Annotated in this window: 15 protein-coding genes and 1 pseudogene; 1 reads left to right on the top strand and 15 read right to left on the bottom strand. The window is 66.2% G+C overall.

Going from position 1 to position 18733, the window contains the following annotated elements; all coding sequences use genetic code 11:
- Window positions 1-130: 130 nt before the first annotated feature.
- The 10 genes from AUL28_RS11635 to AUL28_RS11590 all read right to left on the bottom strand — a co-directional run bounded on the left by AUL28_RS11635 (window position 131) and on the right by AUL28_RS11590 (window position 12306).
- On the bottom strand, window positions 131-1750 hold the full coding sequence (locus AUL28_RS11635; protein ID WP_062232721.1) for a GMC family oxidoreductase: 1620 nt from the start codon (window positions 1748-1750) through the stop codon (window positions 131-133).
- Between the two features lie 1154 nt (window positions 1751-2904).
- Entirely contained in the window at window positions 2905-4647 is a 1743-nt protein-coding gene (locus AUL28_RS11630) for a nitrilase-related carbon-nitrogen hydrolase (protein ID WP_062232718.1), read from the bottom strand.
- 78 nt (window positions 4648-4725) lie between these two features.
- Window positions 4726-5724: an acetamidase/formamidase family protein gene (locus AUL28_RS11625; RefSeq protein ID WP_062232623.1), complete on the bottom strand. Its 999-nt coding sequence runs from the start codon at window positions 5722-5724 to the stop codon at window positions 4726-4728.
- Window positions 5725-5770: 46 nt separating this feature from the next.
- Window positions 5771-6487 carry an ABC transporter ATP-binding protein gene (locus AUL28_RS11620; RefSeq protein WP_062232620.1) on the bottom strand — a complete coding sequence of 239 codons (717 nt, stop codon included), beginning with the start codon at window positions 6485-6487 and terminating at the stop codon, window positions 5771-5773.
- Window positions 6480-7199, bottom strand: a complete 720-nt coding sequence (locus tag AUL28_RS11615) for an ABC transporter ATP-binding protein (protein WP_062232617.1) — start codon at window positions 7197-7199, stop codon at window positions 6480-6482. Before AUL28_RS11615 ends, AUL28_RS11620 begins: the two co-directional genes overlap by 8 nt.
- A complete protein-coding gene (locus AUL28_RS11610; protein WP_062232615.1) occupies window positions 7199-8278 on the bottom strand; it encodes a branched-chain amino acid ABC transporter permease in 1080 nt (359 codons plus the stop codon). Before AUL28_RS11610 ends, AUL28_RS11615 begins: the two co-directional genes overlap by 1 nt.
- Window positions 8279-8281: 3 nt before the next feature.
- Window positions 8282-9154: an ABC transporter permease subunit gene (locus AUL28_RS11605; RefSeq protein WP_062232613.1), complete on the bottom strand. Its 873-nt coding sequence runs from the start codon at window positions 9152-9154 to the stop codon at window positions 8282-8284.
- 87 nt (window positions 9155-9241) lie between these two features.
- Window positions 9242-10477, bottom strand: coding sequence for an urea ABC transporter substrate-binding protein (locus tag AUL28_RS11600; RefSeq protein ID WP_058598786.1), 1236 nt, complete (start codon window positions 10475-10477; stop codon window positions 9242-9244).
- Window positions 10478-10501: 24 nt separating this feature from the next.
- The gene (locus AUL28_RS11595; RefSeq protein ID WP_192843448.1) at window positions 10502-11149 is read right to left on the bottom strand and encodes an ANTAR domain-containing response regulator; all 648 of its coding nucleotides are present in this window, start codon (window positions 11147-11149) and stop codon (window positions 10502-10504) included.
- Window positions 11146-12306 (bottom strand): transporter substrate-binding domain-containing protein, encoded by a 1161-nt coding sequence (locus tag AUL28_RS11590; protein WP_062232713.1) that lies wholly within the window; start codon window positions 12304-12306, stop codon window positions 11146-11148. The genes AUL28_RS11595 and AUL28_RS11590 overlap by 4 nt, the downstream gene beginning before the upstream one ends.
- 478 nt (window positions 12307-12784) lie before the next feature.
- On the opposite strand from AUL28_RS11590, the pseudogene AUL28_RS23675 reads away from it, so the two are divergent.
- Window positions 12785-13036 (top strand): annotated as a pseudogene (locus tag AUL28_RS23675) (transposase); the annotation flags it as partial.
- 372 nt (window positions 13037-13408) lie between these two features.
- Here the strand turns inward: AUL28_RS23675 and AUL28_RS11580 are convergent.
- The 5 genes from AUL28_RS11580 to AUL28_RS11560 form a co-directional block, all read right to left on the bottom strand.
- Window positions 13409-14656: a Gfo/Idh/MocA family protein gene (locus tag AUL28_RS11580; protein ID WP_062232711.1), complete on the bottom strand. Its 1248-nt coding sequence runs from the start codon at window positions 14654-14656 to the stop codon at window positions 13409-13411.
- Window positions 14657-14726: 70 nt separating this feature from the next.
- Window positions 14727-15548, bottom strand: coding sequence for a sugar phosphate isomerase/epimerase family protein (locus tag AUL28_RS11575; protein ID WP_062232609.1), 822 nt, complete (start codon window positions 15546-15548; stop codon window positions 14727-14729).
- A complete protein-coding gene (locus AUL28_RS11570) occupies window positions 15545-16714 on the bottom strand; it encodes a dihydrodipicolinate synthase family protein (protein ID WP_062232606.1) in 1170 nt (389 codons plus the stop codon). Before AUL28_RS11570 ends, AUL28_RS11575 begins: the two co-directional genes overlap by 4 nt.
- Window positions 16715-16724: 10 nt before the next feature.
- Complete coding sequence (locus AUL28_RS11565; protein WP_062232603.1) at window positions 16725-17885, bottom strand: Gfo/Idh/MocA family protein; 1161 nt, start codon at window positions 17883-17885, stop codon at window positions 16725-16727.
- 152 nt (window positions 17886-18037) lie between these two features.
- On the bottom strand, window positions 18038-18727 hold the full coding sequence (locus tag AUL28_RS11560; protein ID WP_062232600.1) for a TetR/AcrR family transcriptional regulator: 690 nt from the start codon (window positions 18725-18727) through the stop codon (window positions 18038-18040).
- Window positions 18728-18733: the final 6 nt, after the last annotated feature.

The following is an 18733-nucleotide window of genomic DNA, read 5'->3' as shown; positions in this document are numbered from 1 at the left end:
GGTTGATGCCTAGTCTCGGCCCCTCTCCGCCGTGTCGCTCGAAAGGGAGGCGCGCGCGCGAACGGCAAGGCGGACGAGGCAGCGGTGATGCGGCCCAGCCCCCTCCCCCTTCCTCAGCGAGCCGCCGCCTTCAACGATCGGCGAGGATCATCTCGGCGGCTTTTTCCGCGATCATCACCGCCGGAGCATGGGTATTGCCCGAGACGATGGTGGGCATGATCGAGCAATCGGCCACGCGCAAGCCCGCGATGCCGCGCAGGCGAAGTTGCGGATCGACCACCGCGTCCGGGTCCGCCCCCATGCGCGCCGTGCCGACCGGATGAAAGATCGTGGTTGCGATATCACCGGCGGCGCGCGCCAGATCCTCGTCGCTCTGGAGATGCACGCCGGGCTTGAACTCCTGCGGGCGGTGGCGCTCCAGGCGTTTGGTCGCCATGAGACGGCGCGCGGCGCGGATCGAGGCGCTCGCCACTTCGCGGTCGCCATTGGTGGAGAGGTAGTTCGGCGCGATCGCGGGCGGGACAAAGGGATCGGGCGAGGTAATGCGCACGCTGCCGCGCGACTCCGGGCGCAGATTGCAGACCGACACGGTGATCGCGGGAAAGGCGTCGAGCGGCTGCCCGAACCGATCGAGTGACAGCGGCTGCACATGGAATTCGATATTGGCCGTTTCGAAGCGTGGATCGGACTTCATGAAGATGCCGAGCTGGCTCGGGGCCATGGCCATCGGCCCGGAGCGCCTTAGCGCATATTGCAGCCCGATCTGCGCCTTGCCGATTAGCGTCGCCTGCCATTCGTTGAGCGTGCGCGCGCCTTCGATGCGGAAGGCCGTGCGGATTTGCAGGTGGTCCTGCAGATTCTCGCCGACCGTGGGGCGGTCGAGCACAACCTCGATCCCATGCCGCCGCAGCAGCTCGGCAGGGCCGATGCCGGATAGCTGGAGAAGCTGCGGCGTGCCGATCGCGCCCGCCGCCAGAACGATCTCGCCCTGCGCCCTCGCCGGTCGCCCATCGAGCCTGAGATCCAGGCCGGTCGCGCGCCCTTCCTCGACCCGGATACGCTCGGCCTGAGCTTGGGTCAGAATGCGCAGGTTCTTGCGATGCCGGATCGGCGATAGAAAGGCGCGCACGGCGTTGAAGCGGAAACCAGCTTTCTGCGTCACCTCGAAATAGGACGAGCCAAAATTGTCGCCCCTATTAAAGTCCTCGATGGGCGGCACGCCCATCTCCTCCGCCGCCTCGCGGATCGCGTCGAGGATCGGCCAGGACAGGCGCTGCTTTTCCACGCGCAGTTCGCCGGACTGGCTGTGGAACGGGCCGGCCAGCGCGTGATGGTTCTCGGATTTCAGAAACAGCGGCAGGACATCGTCCCAGCCCCAGCCCGCATTGCCGAGCTGACGCCAGCGGTCGTAGTCGGCCGCCTGTCCGCGCATATAGATCATGCCGTTGATGGACGAGCAGCCGCCCATGACCTTGCCACGCGGATAGGCGAGGCGTCGGCCGTTCAGCCCCGCCTCCGCCTCGGTGGCATAGCCCCAGTCCGTACGCGGATTGCCCATGCAATAAAGGTAGCCGACCGGGATATGGACCCAGTGGTAGCGATCCGAGCCGCCGGCTTCCAGAAGCAGAACGCTGTTCTTCGGGTCGGCGCTCAGGCGGTTGGCGAGCGTGCAGCCCGCCGAGCCCGCGCCCACCACGATGTGGCTGTAGCGGCCAAGATCGAGGCGAGGATCGGGGGGAAGAGAACTCATGGTCGTCACTCCGACGCGGCGGCGCCATAGGGGGATCATCCAGGGTGTGAGGCCCTGCTTCAAGAGCTTCGCCCGCATTTCAAGCGCAGGAAGAGTCAGGCTGCGCAGCCATCCTTGGCGAGACGGCGACGGGCGAACACTTATAAACCCGCCACCCGGCCGGGCTCGACACTCTCTGGTCGAATGGCGGGTTGTCGGCTCGCTCCAGAAGGCCCCGAGTGCTGGGGCGAGAGCGCGGACGGATCGGTAGCCGCCCTTGTCATGGGTTTTGATCGCCGGGCTCGGCTGTTAGAAGGCCCGCACCCGCAGGTCGATGACATGGAACGTGTCGGGATGGACGTTCCGCCATTCCAACCGGGCGCCTATCGAGAAACGGAATGCCAAGCACCGGCTCGCCCGCTGCGCCCACGAGAGAGTGCTCGTTGCCATGGTCGGCGCTGCCAATGCCCGCTATCATGGGGGTCGATTTCGGCCGCGTCGATGCAGGCACGGATCGGCTCGCGGGCGTTGCATCGAAGCTCGTTCGGATCGCGCTCGACACGGCCGGACCGTGCCGTGGCGACTGATCGTCGAGCGCGTGCACGGTGATAGGCCGGCCTGGAAGGCTGAACAGGACGGCCTTGTTCACGGAGTTGCCCGCGACGAGGTTGCGGAGAAAACAGCCAGCCCTGGTTGTCGATGTCCCAGGTGGCCTCGCCATCCGCGCCTCGATGAGGCATCGCCATCAGCGCGGCGGCACGGTCTCCTCGCTGGAGTCGCACGTTCGCTCGTGAGCAACGTTGCGGCCATCTGTTCAAAGGCGCGCCTTGGTCGAGGCTGACGTTCGGCGATGCCACGATGGCCGCGTGGGCAATCCTGCCCGCCCCCACCACCGGCGAGGGCGGCGAACGTGCGGACGATGCCGGTCGGCTCCCGTATGCCTCTGGTGTCGCGGCCGACGATCGGTTGCTGATACGACGGGACGGCTATGCCGGGCTCATCGTTTCCGCCGGCAGGATAGCGGGGCAGTCCGATTGGGGATCGGGACATGGGACACCGGGCGTCGAGCTGTCGCGCCTGCTCTGCTGCGAGGAGACCATTCGGCCGCGAAATCCCGTTCCGTCCAGCTTGGCTATCGGGAATACCGGACCATCGCGGGACGCCCGCCTCTGCGATCACGTCGCGCGCGGGGCGATCAGGTCGCGGTAGTGATGGGGCTGGCGCATCAGCACCAGATCCTTCCGGCGCACCACATGGGTGGGATAGGGCCCGCCCAGACTGCCGGTGTCCACGGTCATGAGCGCATAGCTCCCGTTGCCCTGGACCACGGTTTCCTGCCGGGGAAACAGGAACGTGTCAGGGCCGAAGACGCCGGAATGGCCGGGATAACCGTCGAGAGGCGCGTGGACATTGGCGAAGGCCAGCCAGCAATTGTTCTCGCCCGCGCGCACCCGGTACTGGTGCCAGTGCAGGGGGTCCGGCCCGGTCGGGATGGGCGCGGGCTGCGCGACGCTGGTGCCCTCGTGGCCGGCGTGGAACCGATCGCGGATCGCGGCCGGACAGGCGATGAGATCGCAGCCCTTCAGCGCCAGAATGCGGCCGGCTTCCGGAAAGCTCATGTCGTGCCCGATCAGAAGGCCCAGCCTTCCGAAGGGCAGGTCGAAAAGGGCCCAGACCTCGCCGGGCTCGGCCCAGCTCTTCTCGGCCTCGGTCAGGTGGATCTTGCGATACACCCCGAGGACGCCCTCCGGCCCCACGAGGATGGCGCTGTTGAACGAGCGCGCCCCGTCCCGCTCGGCAAAGCCCACGACGAGATGGAGCTTCAGTTCGGCCGCGAGGCCCTGAAGATCGATGAGGATCGGGCTGTCGGCTCCAATCGCCTTCTCGCTCGGGCGCGCGAGGCCGGTCAGCGCGAGTTCCGGGAACACGACGAGTTCGGCCCCCTCCCCCTCCCCCGCCGCCGCGCGCGCGATCCGACCGATCTCGCGCAGATTGCTGCGGGCGTCGTCGCCCGGATGCATCTGCGCCGCCGCCACCTTGGCCTGCCGCCCCTCGGGCAGTGGCTGGTGGCCGTAGAGGCGGAAGAAATCGCCGGGGTTCCAGGCGAAGGTGTTGGTCATCAGCTCCCGGTACAGCTCGGGGCGGCGCTGCCTGAAGATCGGCTCGCCCCAGACGGTGCGCGCGCGCGCGAGCGCGGGGTCGATCTCGGCGGTGGCGATGCCGTCGCCGCCATCCACAACACTCAAAATCGTTGCGTCCGGCGCGATGATGCAGGAGCCCCCCGAGAACTGGACGCCCCGCTCCAGCCCCCAGCGGTTCGCCTCGATCAGATAGCAGCCGTTCTCGAAGGCGCGATTGATCCAGTAGGGCGCGGGCGTGCGCTCGGCCAGCCAGTTCGACACGTGGCAGATGACGTCCGCGCCCTTGAGGCCCGCGAGCCGCGCCGTTTCGATGAAGTGGATGTCCATGCAGATCAGGAGCGCGATGCGCCCGATCTCGGTCTCGAAGACCTCATGCCCGAGATCGCCCGAGACCGCCCATTTGGGCTCGGAAATATAGGGATGGGTCTTGCGATGCGTACCGACGACGCCTTCGGGGCCGATCAGCACGGCGGAGTTGTAGTAGAGATCGGTCGTGGGATCGACCTCCGGCATCCCGACCACGATGAAGCAGTTCTTCGCGCGGGCGAGCGCCGCGAAGCGCTCCGTGGTCGGGCCGGGGATCGGCTCCACGAAAGGCGCGACCTCGGCCCGCTCGTGCCAGCAATAGCCGGTGGTCCCCATTTCGGGCGTCACGATCAGCCGCGCGCCCCGGTCGGCAGCCTCACCGACAAGGGCGAGAAGCCCCGCGATATTGCGCTCCTTCTCGAACATGGTGGGCTCGAACTGAACGGCGGCGGCCTTGAACGGGGCGGGCATCGAGGGGCTCCGGGCGAAAGGAAGCGAAAAAGGCGGGAGAAGGCCGGCCGCGCCCATGGCGGGGCGGCCGGCCCGGGATCAGCGCGGCGTGCCGGCGATCGATTTCAGGATGGACGCGCCGACCGTGTATTTGGGATCGACCATATTGCCGAGACGGATGCGGCCGCACTGGGTGAGCAGCATATAAGCGTCGAGTTCCTCGAAGCCGAAATCCTTGGCGAGCCAGCGGATCAGCTCGCGATAGGCCCCGCGCGCGGCGTCCTCCATCGGGCGGGACGAGCCGACCGTCATGTAGAAGCTCTCGTTCTCCAAGCGCGGCGTGCGGATCGTCCAGCCCTTGATGAGATCGATCTGAACGGTGGTGACGGTCGGATGCTCGACGGCGACGCCGCACAGCTCGCCATCGCCCTGCGCGGCATGGCAATCACCGAGATAAAGATAGGCCCCTTTGGTGTTGACCGGCAGATAGATCACCGCGCCCGGCGCGACATCGGGCAGGTCCATGTTACCGCCATAGTAGTCCGGCACCAGCGAGGAGATGGCCTCGATCTCGGGCGCGGTGCCGATCGTGCCGATAAAAGGCTCGTAGGGCAGCGTGATCCGGTCGTTCCATTGGACGCCCGTCTCGGCGTCGACATGCAGCTTCTTGACCCGTTCAGGCAGCGGCTCGGTGAGAAGCGCGGTGTCGGCGGTGGGCACGAGGCCGCCGAACTCGGGCATCAGAACCGTGGTGCCGCGCGGCTGCGGCCCGCGGGGCACGATGCTCTTGATATAGACGGCGAGGCAATCCCCCTTCTCCGCGCCGTTGACGTAGATCGGGCCGTTCTGCGGGTTGAGATAGGGAAAGTTCAGCTTTTCGCTGGGCATGTCCCGTTCGGTCTGGATCGCGCCCTCGAAGGCGTCATGCGTCTCGGCCGAGACCACCGCGCCGGGATCGACGGTCAGAACCGGCTCAACGAAGGCGCCGTAGACATAATGATACTTGCCTTGGGTTTCCTCGGTGATGGCGTGTTCGCTGCGCGCTTCGCCCTTGGCGACGGCCCGGCGGGCCATGAGGGAATCCTGAAACCAGCTCATGTCAGAGCCTCCTCCTGCTTGGTATCTTGTGGGTGGGGTGATGCGCTCAGACGGCGAGGTAGCGGCGAACCGCGTCGCGGTCCTCCAGCGCGTCCGGCGCGATCTCGTTGGTGATGCGGCCCTTGTCCATCACATAGGCGCGGCTCGCCATGGCGCGGATCATGTCGATATTCTGCTCCACGAAGACCACCGTGACGCCGGTCGTGCGGTTCAGCTCCACCATGATCCGGGCGATGTCCTGCACGATATTGGGCTGGATGCCCTCGGAGGGCTCGTCCAGAAGGATCAGCGCGGGCGCGCCCATCAGCACGCGGCCGATGGCGAGCTGCTGCTGCTGGCCGCCCGACATGGTGCCGGCGCGCTGATGCCGCCGCTCGGCGAGGATCGGAAAGAAGGAAAAGATCTGGTCGAGCCGCTCTTTCGGCGCGCGCTGGCCGGCGATGGATTCGCCGACCGCCAGATTTTCCAACACGCTCATGCGCGGAAAGACGTCGCGCCCCTGCGGGACATAGCCGACGCCCAGCCGGGCGCGCTTGTGGGCCGAGAGCGCGTCGATGGCTTGGCCGCGAAACACGACCGAGCCCTTGTCGGAGGGCAGAAGCCCGATCAGGCTTTTCATCAGCGTGGACTTGCCGACGCCGTTGCGCCCGATCACGGCGACGATCTCGCCCTCGCGCACCTCCATGTCGACGCCCTGAAGCACGGGCTTGCCGCCATAGCCGGACCAGAGGCCGACCGTGTTGAGGATCACCTCTCTACGCATGGACGTCTCCGAGATAGATGGCGGCCACGCGCTCGTCGGCGACGATCTCCTCGATCGAGCCTTGGGCGAAGATCTTGCCGAAGTGGAGGACGGTGACGGCCTGGGCGATCTGGCGCACGAAGGCCATGTCGTGCTCGACGGCGAGAACGCTGACCCCTTCGCGGTTCAGCGCCTGGACCATCTCGCCGGTGGCAAACGTCTCGTCCGGCGTCATGCCGGCGGTCGGCTCGTCCAGAAGCAGGAGCCGGGGTTTGAGCGCGATCGCCATGCCGATTTCCAGCCATTGCTTCTGCCCGTGGCTGAGATTGCCCGCCAGCGTGCGCTCGGCGTCCTTCAGCTTCAGGAACTCCAGAAGCCGGTCGATCTCCTCGGCGAGCGAGTGGCCGGCCTGATGGTGCTGGAGCGCGATCTGAAGGTTCTGGCGCACGGACAGCGCCTTGAAGATGCCCGGCACCTGGAACTTCACCGAGATGCCGCGCCGGATGCGCTGGAAGGGCTTTTCGCGGGTGATCTCGGCCCCTTCGAACAGGATCGCCCCGCTGGTCGGCAGATGCTCGCCGAGGATCAGCCGGAAGAAGGTGCTCTTGCCCGCGCCGTTCGGGCCGATCAGGCAATGGATTTCGCCGGTCTTGAGCGTGAAATCCACTCCCCCCGTCACATGCAGGCCGCCGAACCACTTGTTGAGCGCGCGGGTTTCCAGGATCGCCGTCATCACACCGCCTCCCGTTCGCGCACGCGCCGGCGCAGGCGGCCGGACAGAAGCGTGCCGAGCCCATAGACGAGACCGTTCGGGGCGATCAGGACGGTGAGCACCAAGAGGAGTCCCATCACGACCAGCGCATACTGGCTGCCGTAGATCGTCAGCGCCTGGAAGCCGGCGAGCACCAGAAGCGTGCCGAGAAGCGTGGTGGTGAGGTCCGCGCGCCCGCCGACCGCGACCCAGACGATGGGCAGCGAGGCCGCCGTCATGCCCATGGAAGCGGGCGTGATGTAGTTGCCCCAGGATGTGTAGAGGACGCCCGAGAGCCCCGCCAGCGCCGACCCGATGACGAAGGCGGCGAGCTGATAGCGGCGGATGTCGTAGCCGAGCATTTCGGCGCGCTGCGGGTTCTCGCGGATGGCGACCAGAACATTGCCGAAGCGCGAGTTCACGAGCATCCGCAAGGCCAGATAGACGACCACCAGAAGCGCCAGAGTGACGTAATAGAGCGGCACGTCGGGAAAAAGCGCGATGTCGCCGCCGGGCCAGGGGATGGTGAGCGAGGGCATGCCGCCCATGCCGTTGAACCCGTTGAGCCGGGCCGAGCCGACGCGCCATTCCGGCCCCGCCGTCTGCGACATGAAGCGCTCCAGAACCAGCGTCACCGACAGGGTGACGATGCCCAGGAACACGCCCGAGATGCGCCCGAAGAAGAGGAAATAGCCGAGAATGGCGGCAAGCAACGCCGAGGCCGCGACGGAGGCCAGAAGCGCAAACAGCGTCAGCCCGTAGGCATCGCCGAAATTGATCGAGATGATGCCGTAGGTATAGCCGGCGACGCCGAAGAAGGCGGTCTGGCCGAAGGAGAGCGCGCCGCCATAGCCCCAGATCAGGCTGAGGCCCATGGCCATGAAGGCCCAGTTGAAGAAGTAGACATTGTTGCCGACGTCGTATCCGTCCGCGAACTGCGGATAGAGGCAGGCGGCGAGGAGGACGAGGGCGAAGGGCACCCAGAATTTGCGCCCCTTGCCGAGCGTCTGCGGGCCTTCGATCAGGGCGAGCGGGCCGGGCCGCTTGGGTTTCGTGGCCATCGCTCAGGCCCTTTCGCGCAGAATGAAGCCGGAAATGCCGCGCGGCAGCACGCGGATCACCACGATGACGGCGACCAAGAGGCCGATCTGCCCGAAGAGCTGGCCCTGCCAGGAGGTGAGCGCGGCCTTGACGATTCCGAGGATCGCGGCGGCCGGGGCCGTGCCGAGAAAGACATCCGCGCCGCCGACGACGACCGTGACGAAGGCTTCCACCACGAAGGCCGAGCCCATGGTCGGAACCAGCGTCATGGTCGGCGCATAGAGCCCGCCGGCGAGACCCGCCAGCGCCGCGCCGAGGCCGAAGGTCAGGGCGTAGACGAGATTGGTGTTGACGCCCAAGGCTTCGGCGATGTGCGGCACCTGGATCGTGGCGCGGGCCAGCGTGCCGAAGCGCGTCTTGGTGAAGAGCAGCCAGAGGCAGAGCAGAAGAAGCAGCGCCGCGCCGACGAGCACGAGGCGATAGACGGAATAGGTATAGGGGCCGACGGCGAAGGAGCCGAAGGGCGTGCCGGTGCCGGGCATGGAGGAGCCGAGCAGAATGAGCGTGCCTTGGGTGGCGATCATCGAGATGCCCCAGGTCGCGACGATCGTATCCAGCGGCCGGTCGTAGAGATGGCGGATGACGATACGCTCCAGCGCCATGCCGACAAGGCCCGAGACGACAGCGCCCAGAAGGATCGCGAGCGGCAGCGGCAGGCCCATGCGCGCGGCGCTGGCCGAGACATAGGCCCCGCAGAGGATGAACTCGCCATGGGCGAGATTGATGACGCCCATCATGCCGAAGATCACGGCGAGGCCGCAGGCGGAAAGAACCAGAAAGGCGAAGGCGTCGCCCGCTTGGTAGAGAAAGGTGAAGGCGCCGTAGAGGACGTCCATCGTGCCATCCGATGTCTGTGAGCCGTCGGGAGGAACCGGCCGGGCGTTTAAAGCCACCCGGCCGGCTTGGGTGTCACATGCGAGCCGTCAGCCCTTGGGCGGCGGGTTGGAGGGCGTGTACTGCGCGCTCGGGTCGTTCTTGGTCAGGTCGCAGCCGGCCTCGCCCAGCCAGTAGGGCTTGATGTCGTTCCAGACCTTCGGGAAGGAGATCGAGTGATCGTCGCCGACCTTCGCGAGATAGATCGTGTGGGACATGTGCTGGCTCTTGGGGTCGAGGCAGACCTTGCCCTCCGGCGCGTCGAAGCAGACATCGCCCTTGGCGATCTCGGCGCGCAGCGATTCCTTGTCGGTCTTGCCGCCGGCGCGCTCGATCATCGTCTTGTAGAGATAGGTGGCGGTGTAGGAGTTCTCGGCTTCTTGGTTGATATAAGGCTCGTCCGGGAACTTCTTGTGCCACTTCTCCACGAAAGCCTTGGAGGCGGGCGTATCGACTTCCTCGATATAGTTCACCGTCGCGTACATATTGGCGAGGGAGGGCGGCTTGAAGCGCTTGTGCTCGTAGCCCTGGCCGACATTGACCGAGGACGCCATGGGCAGCGCGAGGTTGGCCGCGCCCGCCTGCTCGTAATAGGAGGCCTGCGCCGTACCAACGAGCAGCGTCACCACGAAGTCGGGCTTGGCCGCCTGAATGTTCTGGATGGTCTGCGAGAACTGCGACACACCGAGCGGGATGAACTCCTCGCCCACCATCTCGCCGCCATTCTCCTTGACGATATTGCGCACCCATTCGGCCGAGATCTGGCCGAAATTATAGTCGGCCGCGATCGTGTAGACCTTCTTGCCGTAGGTCTGGAGCATATAAGGCAGGAGCGTCGAGAACTGCTGCTCGGGGACAGCGCCCGTCACGATCATATTGGCGTCGCAGACGCCGCCCTCGTACTGATTGTTGTAGAAGGCGAGCGCATCAAACTGGTTGACGATCGGCCGATAGGCTTCGCGCGAGGCGGAGGAGAAGCCGGCGAAGACCGCGTTCACCTTGTCGCGCTGGAGCACGCGGCGCATGAACTCCTGATAGCGCGTGTTGTCGGACTGCGTGTCGTAGACCACGAGTTCGAGCGGGCGACCGGCGATGCCGCCGGCGGCGTTGATCTCGTCGGTGGCGAGCTGGATGCCGTGCAGCTTGCCGATCGTCGCCACGGCGAAATCGCCGGACTGGTCCTCGAGCACGCCGAGCTTGATCGGGTCGGCCGCGAAGGCGGCACCGGACAATAGGAGGAGTGTTCCGAGCGCCGCGAGGGCGCCGGAGGATCGCTTCTTCATCATGTGTCTCCTGTAGGAGTGGGAGGATCAGTCCGCGGCGGCCCGCAGGGTCGGGCTCGCCGTATCGACATGCGACGATCCGGCCCGCTGGAGGGCCAGCCGTTCGCAATAGGTTTCCAGCCCGAGGCGCTCGCGCATCGCCTCGCGCCGGATGATCTGGTAGGCTGCCTCGTCGTCGATGCCGCGCGCGGCCATGAGATCGACCACGGCGCGGATGACGTGCCGGCGCAGGCGGCGGCGCGCTTCCAGCTCTTCCACATCGGCCTGGAGCCGGGCGCGCCGCGCATGCTCGTTGACGCCGAGATAGAGCGCCGAATAGACCGAGCCGCCATAGACGGGCTTGGGCAGAAAGGCGGTCGCGCCCGCCGTGACCAGCGTGCGCAGGCGGCTGGGCGCTTCGACGCCCACCAGACCGATCACCGGGATCGCCGGCAGAACCGCCTCGGGCGAGGAGGTCGCGCCCAGGTTCAGGTCGCCGTCGAGAAACAGAATGTCGCGCGCGGGGTCGGCACCCGCCCCTCCGAGGTCGAGGCCGCTCTCGCCGGCTTCGATCCCCTCGACGCCGAGCCCGAGCTTTTGGAGCGTGCCGGTCAGCGCCTCGATGGCGCGCGCGTCGCGAGAGGCGATCAGGGCGCGGCGCTGGCTGAAGTTCTGGACGAGACGGGCGATGCTCATGACACGACCTTCAGCATGGGGCGCAGGATCGGCTGTTCGAGGGCCGCCGAGGACCGCACGAGGTAGGGGTCCGGTCGCACCGGAGCCGGGGCTTCCAGGAGGATGTCGAACTGCCCGTCCGCCCGCGAGCGGCCGATGCGCGGCGTCAGATAGGCGTGCAGCGTGCCCGGATCGATGGAGACGAGGCCCTGCGGGGCGTCCAGCGTCTGCCCGCCGACAAAGGCTTTGACACGCGAGATATCGTCCGTACCCGCTGCCAAGACGGATTTGGCCAGGAGCCGCACGGCAATATAGGCCGCCTCCGCCTCGCTGGACGCGGCGGGCCCCTGCGGGAACTGGCTGGTGTAATCGGCGACGAAGGCGCGGTTGGCCGCCGTCTGGACGCTGGCGAAATAGACCGACGAGGAGAGATGGCCGTCGATCGCCTCGGCGCCGATCTCGACCAGTTCGGGCTCCGACAGGTTGCAGCTGGCGATCGGCATCGTCCGGATCTGGTCGATGCCGCGCGCGGCGCATTCAGTGCGCATCGCTCGAAAGAAGGCATAGGCCGATTGGCCGATCAGCGAGTTGAAGACGAAATCGGGCTTGGCGTCGAGAACGGCCGAGACGATATGGGCCATCTCGGTTTCGCCGACCGGCAGATAGCGCTCGGCCAGCACCGAACCGCCGCGCTGCATCAGCTCGTCGCGCAGGACGCGGTTGCTTTCCCAGGCCCAGATATAGTTGGAGCCGATGCAGAAGGCGCGCTTGCCGTGCCGCGCGACCAGGAATTCCACCAGCGGCAGGATGTGATGGTTGGGCGCGGCCCCGGTATAGACGACGTTGTCGGAGCTTTCGAACCCCTCGTAATGGGTCGGATACCAGAGCAGCCCGTCGCGCTTCTCGAAGATCGGGATCACCTCCTTGCGCGAGGAGGAGGTGTAGCAGCCGACCACATGGCGGATGCCGCGCGACAGAAGCTGTTCCATGGCGGGGGCATAGGCGTCGAGGCAGCTGCCGGGGTCGATCACGGTCGGCTCGATGCTGAGCGCCCCGCCCATCTCGGCATTGATCTGTCGGCAGGCCAGAAGCGCGCCGTTTTGCATCGTCCGCCCGACCGTTCCGTAGGAGCCGGTGGCGGAGAAGACGATGCCGATCGGTATGCGCAGAGATGTCATCGAACCGCCCAACGAACAAAACCCCTCAGCAAGAATTGCTGCGGGGCGAAACTGCCAAAATTCTATGGTCCATCGTCTGTCGCATTTTTGGGCATCCTTGCCCTGCGACTAAGGTTTAGGCTGACGTTTAAATTCGAATCTGTCAACCGTCTGCGTGAAGGATTTCGCAACAGGATGTGAACCGGCTGACGAGTGGAGAGCTGGGAGGATGGCTGCATTGGGAGAGACGCGCCTGAGCCTCGCCGTCGCTTCGGCCCCTCGCGCCGCGCTCCGCAGGGCATCATCAAGCAAAAAGCCGCTGGAGCGCGGAGGGCACTTCCCTGTCTCGGCCGCGTGGTTGGGGCGAGGCAAAGCAGCCTCACGGCGTTCGACGGCGCATCGATTCACCGGATCGATGGGCGACATGCTCATGCGCGGCGATACGATGGTCTGAGGGCCGAGACTGATCTGGGCTCCAACCAAAAGCAGCTCGACGGTCGTGTCGGGAGGTCCGAATGACGCCGGGTCCTATACCACTAGGCGCCGGTCAGAAGCGGTCTGCCCATCTGCTGAGCGGACCGGGATGCAGGCTCACAGCGGCGTGGACAAGCGATTGTTCGGGAATGCGATCCGGTGGATGGCAGGCAACATGCCCCGCTGGCGTGATCTGCCAAAAGTATTCGGCAAGAGGAGCGCAGTTCACGCCAAGTTCCGGAGCTGGTCGCACGCCGGCATAGGGGAAAGGCTCTTCCGTCTCGTGACGGCGATCGTGCAGGGAGATGACGGCAAGCTTTACTTGGCGCTCGTCGTCCAGTTCGATCTGTTCGACGAGCACTCCTCCCTTTCATCTGGGCTGATGCCCGCGCTGCTTTTCCCTGTCGATCTCGAACCCAAACCAGGTCGGGCCTGCACAAAGGCTTACGGATGATGGTGGACGGGTCCGGACCGTCGTCCATGGCGAGATCGGCCCGAGCTTCGGACATGCCGGCGAGGCAACGTCAGGCGCGGGATCGCCCCATCTCTGCTCTGGTTCGGGCTGCGCTGATCGCCCGCCGCTCTTCTCTGGAACGAACCGCCGAAGCCGACTCGCTCCGGCGGTCAGGACCTCAAGCACGATAAGCCGTCAGCGCGCGATCTCCGGTGAGAGCGGCGTGATCGCGACCGCCCCGCCCGCACGCGAGCTTTCCAGCGCCGCGAGGCCGCAGAGAACCGACATGGCGCCCGCGCGAGAGCCGGCGCGCTGGCGCAGGCGGTCGTTGGAGCCCGGCTTGAAGATCATGTCGCGCATCCGATTGTCGCCGCCATAATGGCCGCCCGGCTCGTGCGGCACCCAGATGTGCTCCGTGCCGCCGCCAAAGCTCTTGATCACCACGATCTCGTCGGCGGGCGGCACGCTCCAGGGCTGGCGCTCGTATTGACGCAGCTCGATGCGCCCGCGATGGCCGTTGAAGGCGATGTGATGCCCCTCGATCGGCATGTAGGTGTTGAGCGAATAGGAAACCTGAACCCCGCTGCGATAGAGGATCGAGGCCGTCATCGTATCGGGAATGTCGATGTCCTCGCGGAACACGCAGGCGTCGCGCACGTAACCATCGACTCTGGAGGGCTCTTCGTAGAGCGTATCGAGGAACTTGTCGGCCGAGAGGTCGAAATAATAGTCGCATTCGCCCGTGTGCGGGCAGGTGCGGCAGCGCTCGCCCCGGAACGGGCCGTTGCGCCCGTAATGAAGCAGCTGGCCGAAGCCCTTTACTTCGACCGGATCGCTGTCGAGATACCAGTTCAACAGGTCGAAATGGTGGGTCGCCTTGTGGACGAAGAGCGAGCCCGAATGTTTCGTGAAGGCGTGCCAGCGGCGGAAATAGTCGGCTCCGTGCTGGTTATCGAGGTACCAGTGGAAATCCACCGAGGTGACCTCCCCGATCGCGCCCTCCGCGATCAGCTCCTTGATGCGCGCGGAGGTCGGCGAGAAGCGATAGTTGAACGAGACATCCACGCGCCGTCCCGTGCGCGCCTCGGCCTCGCGGATGCGGGCGATCTTTTCGGGCGTCGTCGTCATCGGCTTTTCGCTGATGACATCCGCGCCGCTTTCGAGCGCGCGCACGATCAGGTCGTCATGCGTATCGTCGGGCGTGCAGACGATCACCAGCGAGGGGTTCAGCTCGGCGAGCATCGCGTCGAAATCGGCATAGAGCGGCGCGGTGGAGCCGATCATGGTGCGCGCCCGCTCCGCGCGCATGAGGTTGAGATCGCAGATGCCGACGAGTTCCACGAACTCGCTCCAGCCCGCCAGAAGCTCGCGCCCCCACATGGTCGTGCCGCGATTGCCGGTTCCCACCAGCGCGTAGCGGATGCGCTGTCTTGCTTGTTCCATCATTCCTCCCGACCCGCGAAAGCGCGGGCATATTCATACGGGCCAGGGGCGTCCCCTCCGGCCCTCGTCTTCAACACAACGCTTCGAACCGCTCGACGCAGGTCGCCAGAACCTCGTCGATCGGCCGCGCACCCCAATCATGCGAGAAGATTTCGACCTCCTGCGGGCCGTGAAAGCCGGCCGCCTCGATCATCTGGCGGAAGGCCTTGAGATCGATCACCCCGTCGCCCATCATGCCGCGATCGTTGAGGATGTCCTTGGTCGGCACCAGCCAGTCGCAGATATGATGGGCGAGGATCTGCCCGTTTCGCCCGGCGCGGGCGATCTGCGCGGCGAGATCCGGGTCCCACCAGACATGATAGACGTCGATCGCGACGCCGACGCCCTCTCCCAATGTGTCGGCGAGGTCGAGTGCCTGGCCCAGCATATTGATGCAGGCCCGGTCGGCGGCATAGCAAGGATGGAGCGGCTCGATCGCGAGCGGCACGCCGGCGGCTCGCGCATAGGGCAGAAGCTCGGCCATGCCGTCCGCCACCATGGCGCGCGCGCCCGGCAGATCGCGCGAGCCCGGTGGAAGACCGCCGACCACCATGACGAGACAGGCTGCACCCAGCGCCGCCGCCTCGTCCACGGCGCGCCGGTTACTCTCGAAGGCCGCGCGCCGCCCGGCCTCGTCACGGGCGGGAAAGAAGCCGCCCCGGCAATGGCCGGAAACGCGCAATCCGTTTTCGCGCACGATCCGCGCGGCTTCTGCAAGGCCCGCCGCCTCCACATGCTCGCGCCAAGGCGAAATGGCCGTGATGCCGTGGCGCAGGCACGCATCGACGATCGCCCCGAAGGAGCCGCCCTGGCGCACGGTCGCGAAATTGATGGACAGGCCGGGGACGCTCATGGCGCGATCCCCCGCACGGCCAGGAACTGCCCCATGCGCCGCGCCGCCTCGTCCGGGTCGGCCAACACGTTGGCGCGGTCCGCGAGGCGGAACAGCTCGGCGAAATGCAGCGTGGAGCGCGCGCTTTCCTGGCCGCCGACCATGGTGAAATGATCCTGCAAGCCGTTGAGCCAGGCGAGGAACACGACGCCCGTCTTGTAAAAGCGCGTCGGCGCGCGGAAGATGTGGCGCGAGAGCGCGACGGTCGGCTCCAGAATGTCGTGGAACTCGTTGGTGCTGCCGCGTTTCAGGCTGGCGAGCGCCGCCGAAGCGGCGGGCGCGATGGCGTCGAAAATGCCGAGCAGGGCGTCGGAATGGCCCGCTTCGTCGCCCGCGATCAGTTCGGCATAGTTGAAATCGTCGCCCGTATACATGCGCACGCCCTCGGGCAGGCGGCGGCGCATGGTGATCTCCTTTTCCTTGGAGAGAAGCGAAATCTTGATGCCGTCGATCTTGGCGGCATTCGCCTCGATCATCCGGAGGCAGGTGTCCATCGCCGCGTCGTGATCGGCCGCGCCCCAATAGCCTGATAGCGCGGGGTCGAACATCTCGCCCAGCCAATGGATGATGACGGGCTGGTCCACGCCCGAGAGAACGCGGGCATAGACTTCGAGATAATCGTCCGGCCCCTTGGCGCTCGCCGCCAGCGCGCGGCTGGCCATCAGGATGACGCGCCCGCCCTCGCCTTCCACGAAGGCGGTCTGTTCCGCATAGGCCGAGGCGATCCGATCCAGCGTCAGAAAGGGGTCGGGCGCCAAATGATCGGTGCCCGCGCCGCAGGCGATCAGCGCGTCGTCGCGAGAGCGCGCCTCGCGAAGCGAGCGGCGGATCAGCTCCTGAGCATCCGGCCAGCCGAGGCCCATGCCGCGCTGTGCGGTATCCATGGCTTCCGCGACGCCGAGGCCGAGATCCCAGAGCCGGTGGCGAAAGCGCAAGGTCGCGTCCCAGTCGATCGCCGGCTCCAGCCAGGGATCGGAAGGCACCAGCGGATCGGCCACGACATGGGCGGCGGCATAGGCGACGCGGTTGAAATCCTCCGCGCGGCGGTGGGTGAGCGGAAGGGGCGTGCCGGTCAGCCGGTAGGTCTCGACACCGCGCCCTTCGGTCGGCAGTTGAAGATCGGTCATGTCGGTTGTCTTACGCCGCCATCGACTGGCGCGTGAGCGCGGGCACGTCGAGCCAGCGGCGCTCGCGCCAGGACTGGAGCCCCAGTTCGGCGAGCTGCACGCCCTTCACGCCTTCCATCAACCCGTAGGGCCAGGGGCCGTCTTCCACGATATGACGGATGAACATCTCCCACTGCGCCTTGAAGCCGTTATCGTAGGCGATGTTATCGGGCACCTCGTCCCAGGTGCGCAGGAAGTCGATCGTCTGAGGCTGGTCCGGGTTCCAGACGGGTTTCGGCGTATTGACCCGGTGCTGCGTCCAGCATTTCGTGAGGCCGGCGACCGCCGAGCCATGGGTTCCGTCCACCTGGAAGGTCACGAGATCGTCGCGCCGCACGCGCACGGCCCAGGACGAGTTGATCTGCGCGATGACGCCGCCGGCGAGTTCGAAGGTCGCATAGGCCGCGTCGTCCGCATCGGCCTCGTAGGGCTGGCCCCGCTCGTCCACGCGGCGCGGTATGTGTGTCGCGCCGAGGCACGACACCGCCTGGACCTCACCGAAGAGATTGTCGAGCACGTAGCGCCAGTGGCAGAGCATATCGAGGATGATGCCGCCGCCATCCTTGGAGCGGTAGTTCCAGGACGGGCGCTGGGCCGGCTGCCAGTCGCCTTCGAAGACCCAATAGCCGAACTCGCCGCGCACCGAGAGAATCTTGCCGAAGAAGCCGGAGTCTTTGAGCATGGCCAGTTTGCGAAGGCCGGGCAGGAAAAGCTTATCCTGTACCACGCCATGCTTCACGCCCGAGCGGGCGGCGAGCTCCGCCACTTCGATGGCTTCCGGCATCGTGTCGGAAATCGGCTTTTCGCAATAGACGTTCTTGCCGGCGCGGATCGCCTTGGCAAGCAGGCTCCCACGCATCTGCGTCGTGCCGGCGTCGAAGAAGAGCGTGTCGTCCGGGTTGGCGAGCGCCGCGTCGAGATCGGTCGTCCAGCGCTCGATGCCGTGGCGGCGGGCGATCTCCTCGATCCTGGCACCGTTGCGCCCCACCAGAATCAGGTCGAGCATCACCTTCTCGCCGGTCGTGAGCGTCACGCCCCCTTGCGCGCGGATGGCCACGACCGAGCGGACGAGATGCTGGTTATAGCCCATGCGGCCGGTGATGCCGTGCATGATGACACCGATACGCTTCATCGAAAGTCCTCCCTCGCGGCCCTCCCGGCCGCCGGCACATCGCGCTGTCCCGAGCGCCGACTTGTAACCATCTGGTTATTTAGAGAGACGAGAGCCAAGCCTTGTCAACCGGCTTTCGACGCTGCCCCGCCGTTGTTGCGGCGCAACCAAGACTAGCGCCGGACGGTCGCGAGGACGGTCGCGACGATATGCTCGCCCCAGCGGTCCAACTCGGCCCGCGTCTGGAGATCCCGGCGGAAAACGGTCGAAAGCGTATAGCGATTGGACAGATAGAAGAAGCCAAGCGAGGCGATGGTGAGATAGACCGTGACGGGATCGAGGCCAGGCTTGAAGACACCCTTCTTTTCGCCGCGCCGCAGCACGTCGGAGAGTTCGCTCAGGAAGTTGGAGTGCATCTCGGCAATGCCCTCCGCCTGCCGGAGATAGCGCGCGTGGTTGAGATTCTCCGTGGCGAGAATACTCAGGAATTCAGGATGATCCTGATAGTAATGCCAAGTGAACAAGGCCAGTTCGCCGAGGCCCTCCTCCGGCTCGCGGCGTGTCAGATCCAGGCGCCGCTCGGCCTGGCGGATATGGCGATAGGTGTCCTCAAGGACGGCCAGATAGAGCGCGTCCTTGTCCCCGAAATAGTGATAGATCATCCGCTTGTTGGTGCCCGCGCGGCGCGCCACGACATCGACTCGCGCGCCCGCCAGCCCTTTTTCCGCGATTTCGCGGCGCGCTGCTTCGAGGATGGCGGCGCGCGTGCGCTCCGGGTTGCGGGTGGAGCGTTCCGCGCCGGTGCGGGAGGGTGTCGGCACTTCGCCTTCAACTTCCGGGCGTCCGCTGGATGGTTCGTCCATCCGTCC

The sequence above is a fragment of the Aureimonas sp. N4 genome (assembly GCF_001463925.1).
Classification (GTDB): Bacteria; Pseudomonadota; Alphaproteobacteria; order Rhizobiales; family Rhizobiaceae; genus Aureimonas; species Aureimonas ureilytica_A.
This window is presented reverse-complemented; position numbering and strand designations above follow the sequence as displayed.

Coding starts and splice junctions, on each gene's coding strand:
- AUL28_RS11630 (WP_062232718.1), bottom strand. CDS start 4,647: ATGCCCGCCCCGTTCAAGGCCGCCGCCGTTCAGTTCGAGCCCACCATG.
- AUL28_RS11620 (WP_062232620.1), bottom strand. CDS start 6,487: ATGCGTAGAGAGGTGATCCTCAACACGGTCGGCCTCTGGTCCGGCTAT.
- AUL28_RS11600 (WP_058598786.1), bottom strand. CDS start 10,477: ATGATGAAGAAGCGATCCTCCGGCGCCCTCGCGGCGCTCGGAACACTC.
- AUL28_RS11635 (WP_062232721.1), bottom strand. CDS start 1,750: ATGAGTTCTCTTCCCCCCGATCCTCGCCTCGATCTTGGCCGCTACAGC.
- AUL28_RS11590 (WP_062232713.1), bottom strand. CDS start 12,306: ATGACATCTCTGCGCATACCGATCGGCATCGTCTTCTCCGCCACCGGC.
- AUL28_RS11565 (WP_062232603.1), bottom strand. CDS start 17,885: ATGAAGCGTATCGGTGTCATCATGCACGGCATCACCGGCCGCATGGGC.
- AUL28_RS11610 (WP_062232615.1), bottom strand. CDS start 8,278: ATGGCCACGAAACCCAAGCGGCCCGGCCCGCTCGCCCTGATCGAAGGC.
- AUL28_RS11580 (WP_062232711.1), bottom strand. CDS start 14,656: ATGGAACAAGCAAGACAGCGCATCCGCTACGCGCTGGTGGGAACCGGC.
- AUL28_RS11570 (WP_062232606.1), bottom strand. CDS start 16,714: ATGACCGATCTTCAACTGCCGACCGAAGGGCGCGGTGTCGAGACCTAC.
- AUL28_RS11575 (WP_062232609.1), bottom strand. CDS start 15,548: ATGAGCGTCCCCGGCCTGTCCATCAATTTCGCGACCGTGCGCCAGGGC.
- AUL28_RS11605 (WP_062232613.1), bottom strand. CDS start 9,154: ATGGACGTCCTCTACGGCGCCTTCACCTTTCTCTACCAAGCGGGCGAC.
- AUL28_RS11595 (WP_192843448.1), bottom strand. CDS start 11,149: ATGAGCATCGCCCGTCTCGTCCAGAACTTCAGCCAGCGCCGCGCCCTG.
- AUL28_RS11615 (WP_062232617.1), bottom strand. CDS start 7,199: ATGACGGCGATCCTGGAAACCCGCGCGCTCAACAAGTGGTTCGGCGGC.
- AUL28_RS11560 (WP_062232600.1), bottom strand. CDS start 18,727: ATGGACGAACCATCCAGCGGACGCCCGGAAGTTGAAGGCGAAGTGCCG.
- AUL28_RS11625 (WP_062232623.1), bottom strand. CDS start 5,724: ATGAGCTGGTTTCAGGATTCCCTCATGGCCCGCCGGGCCGTCGCCAAG.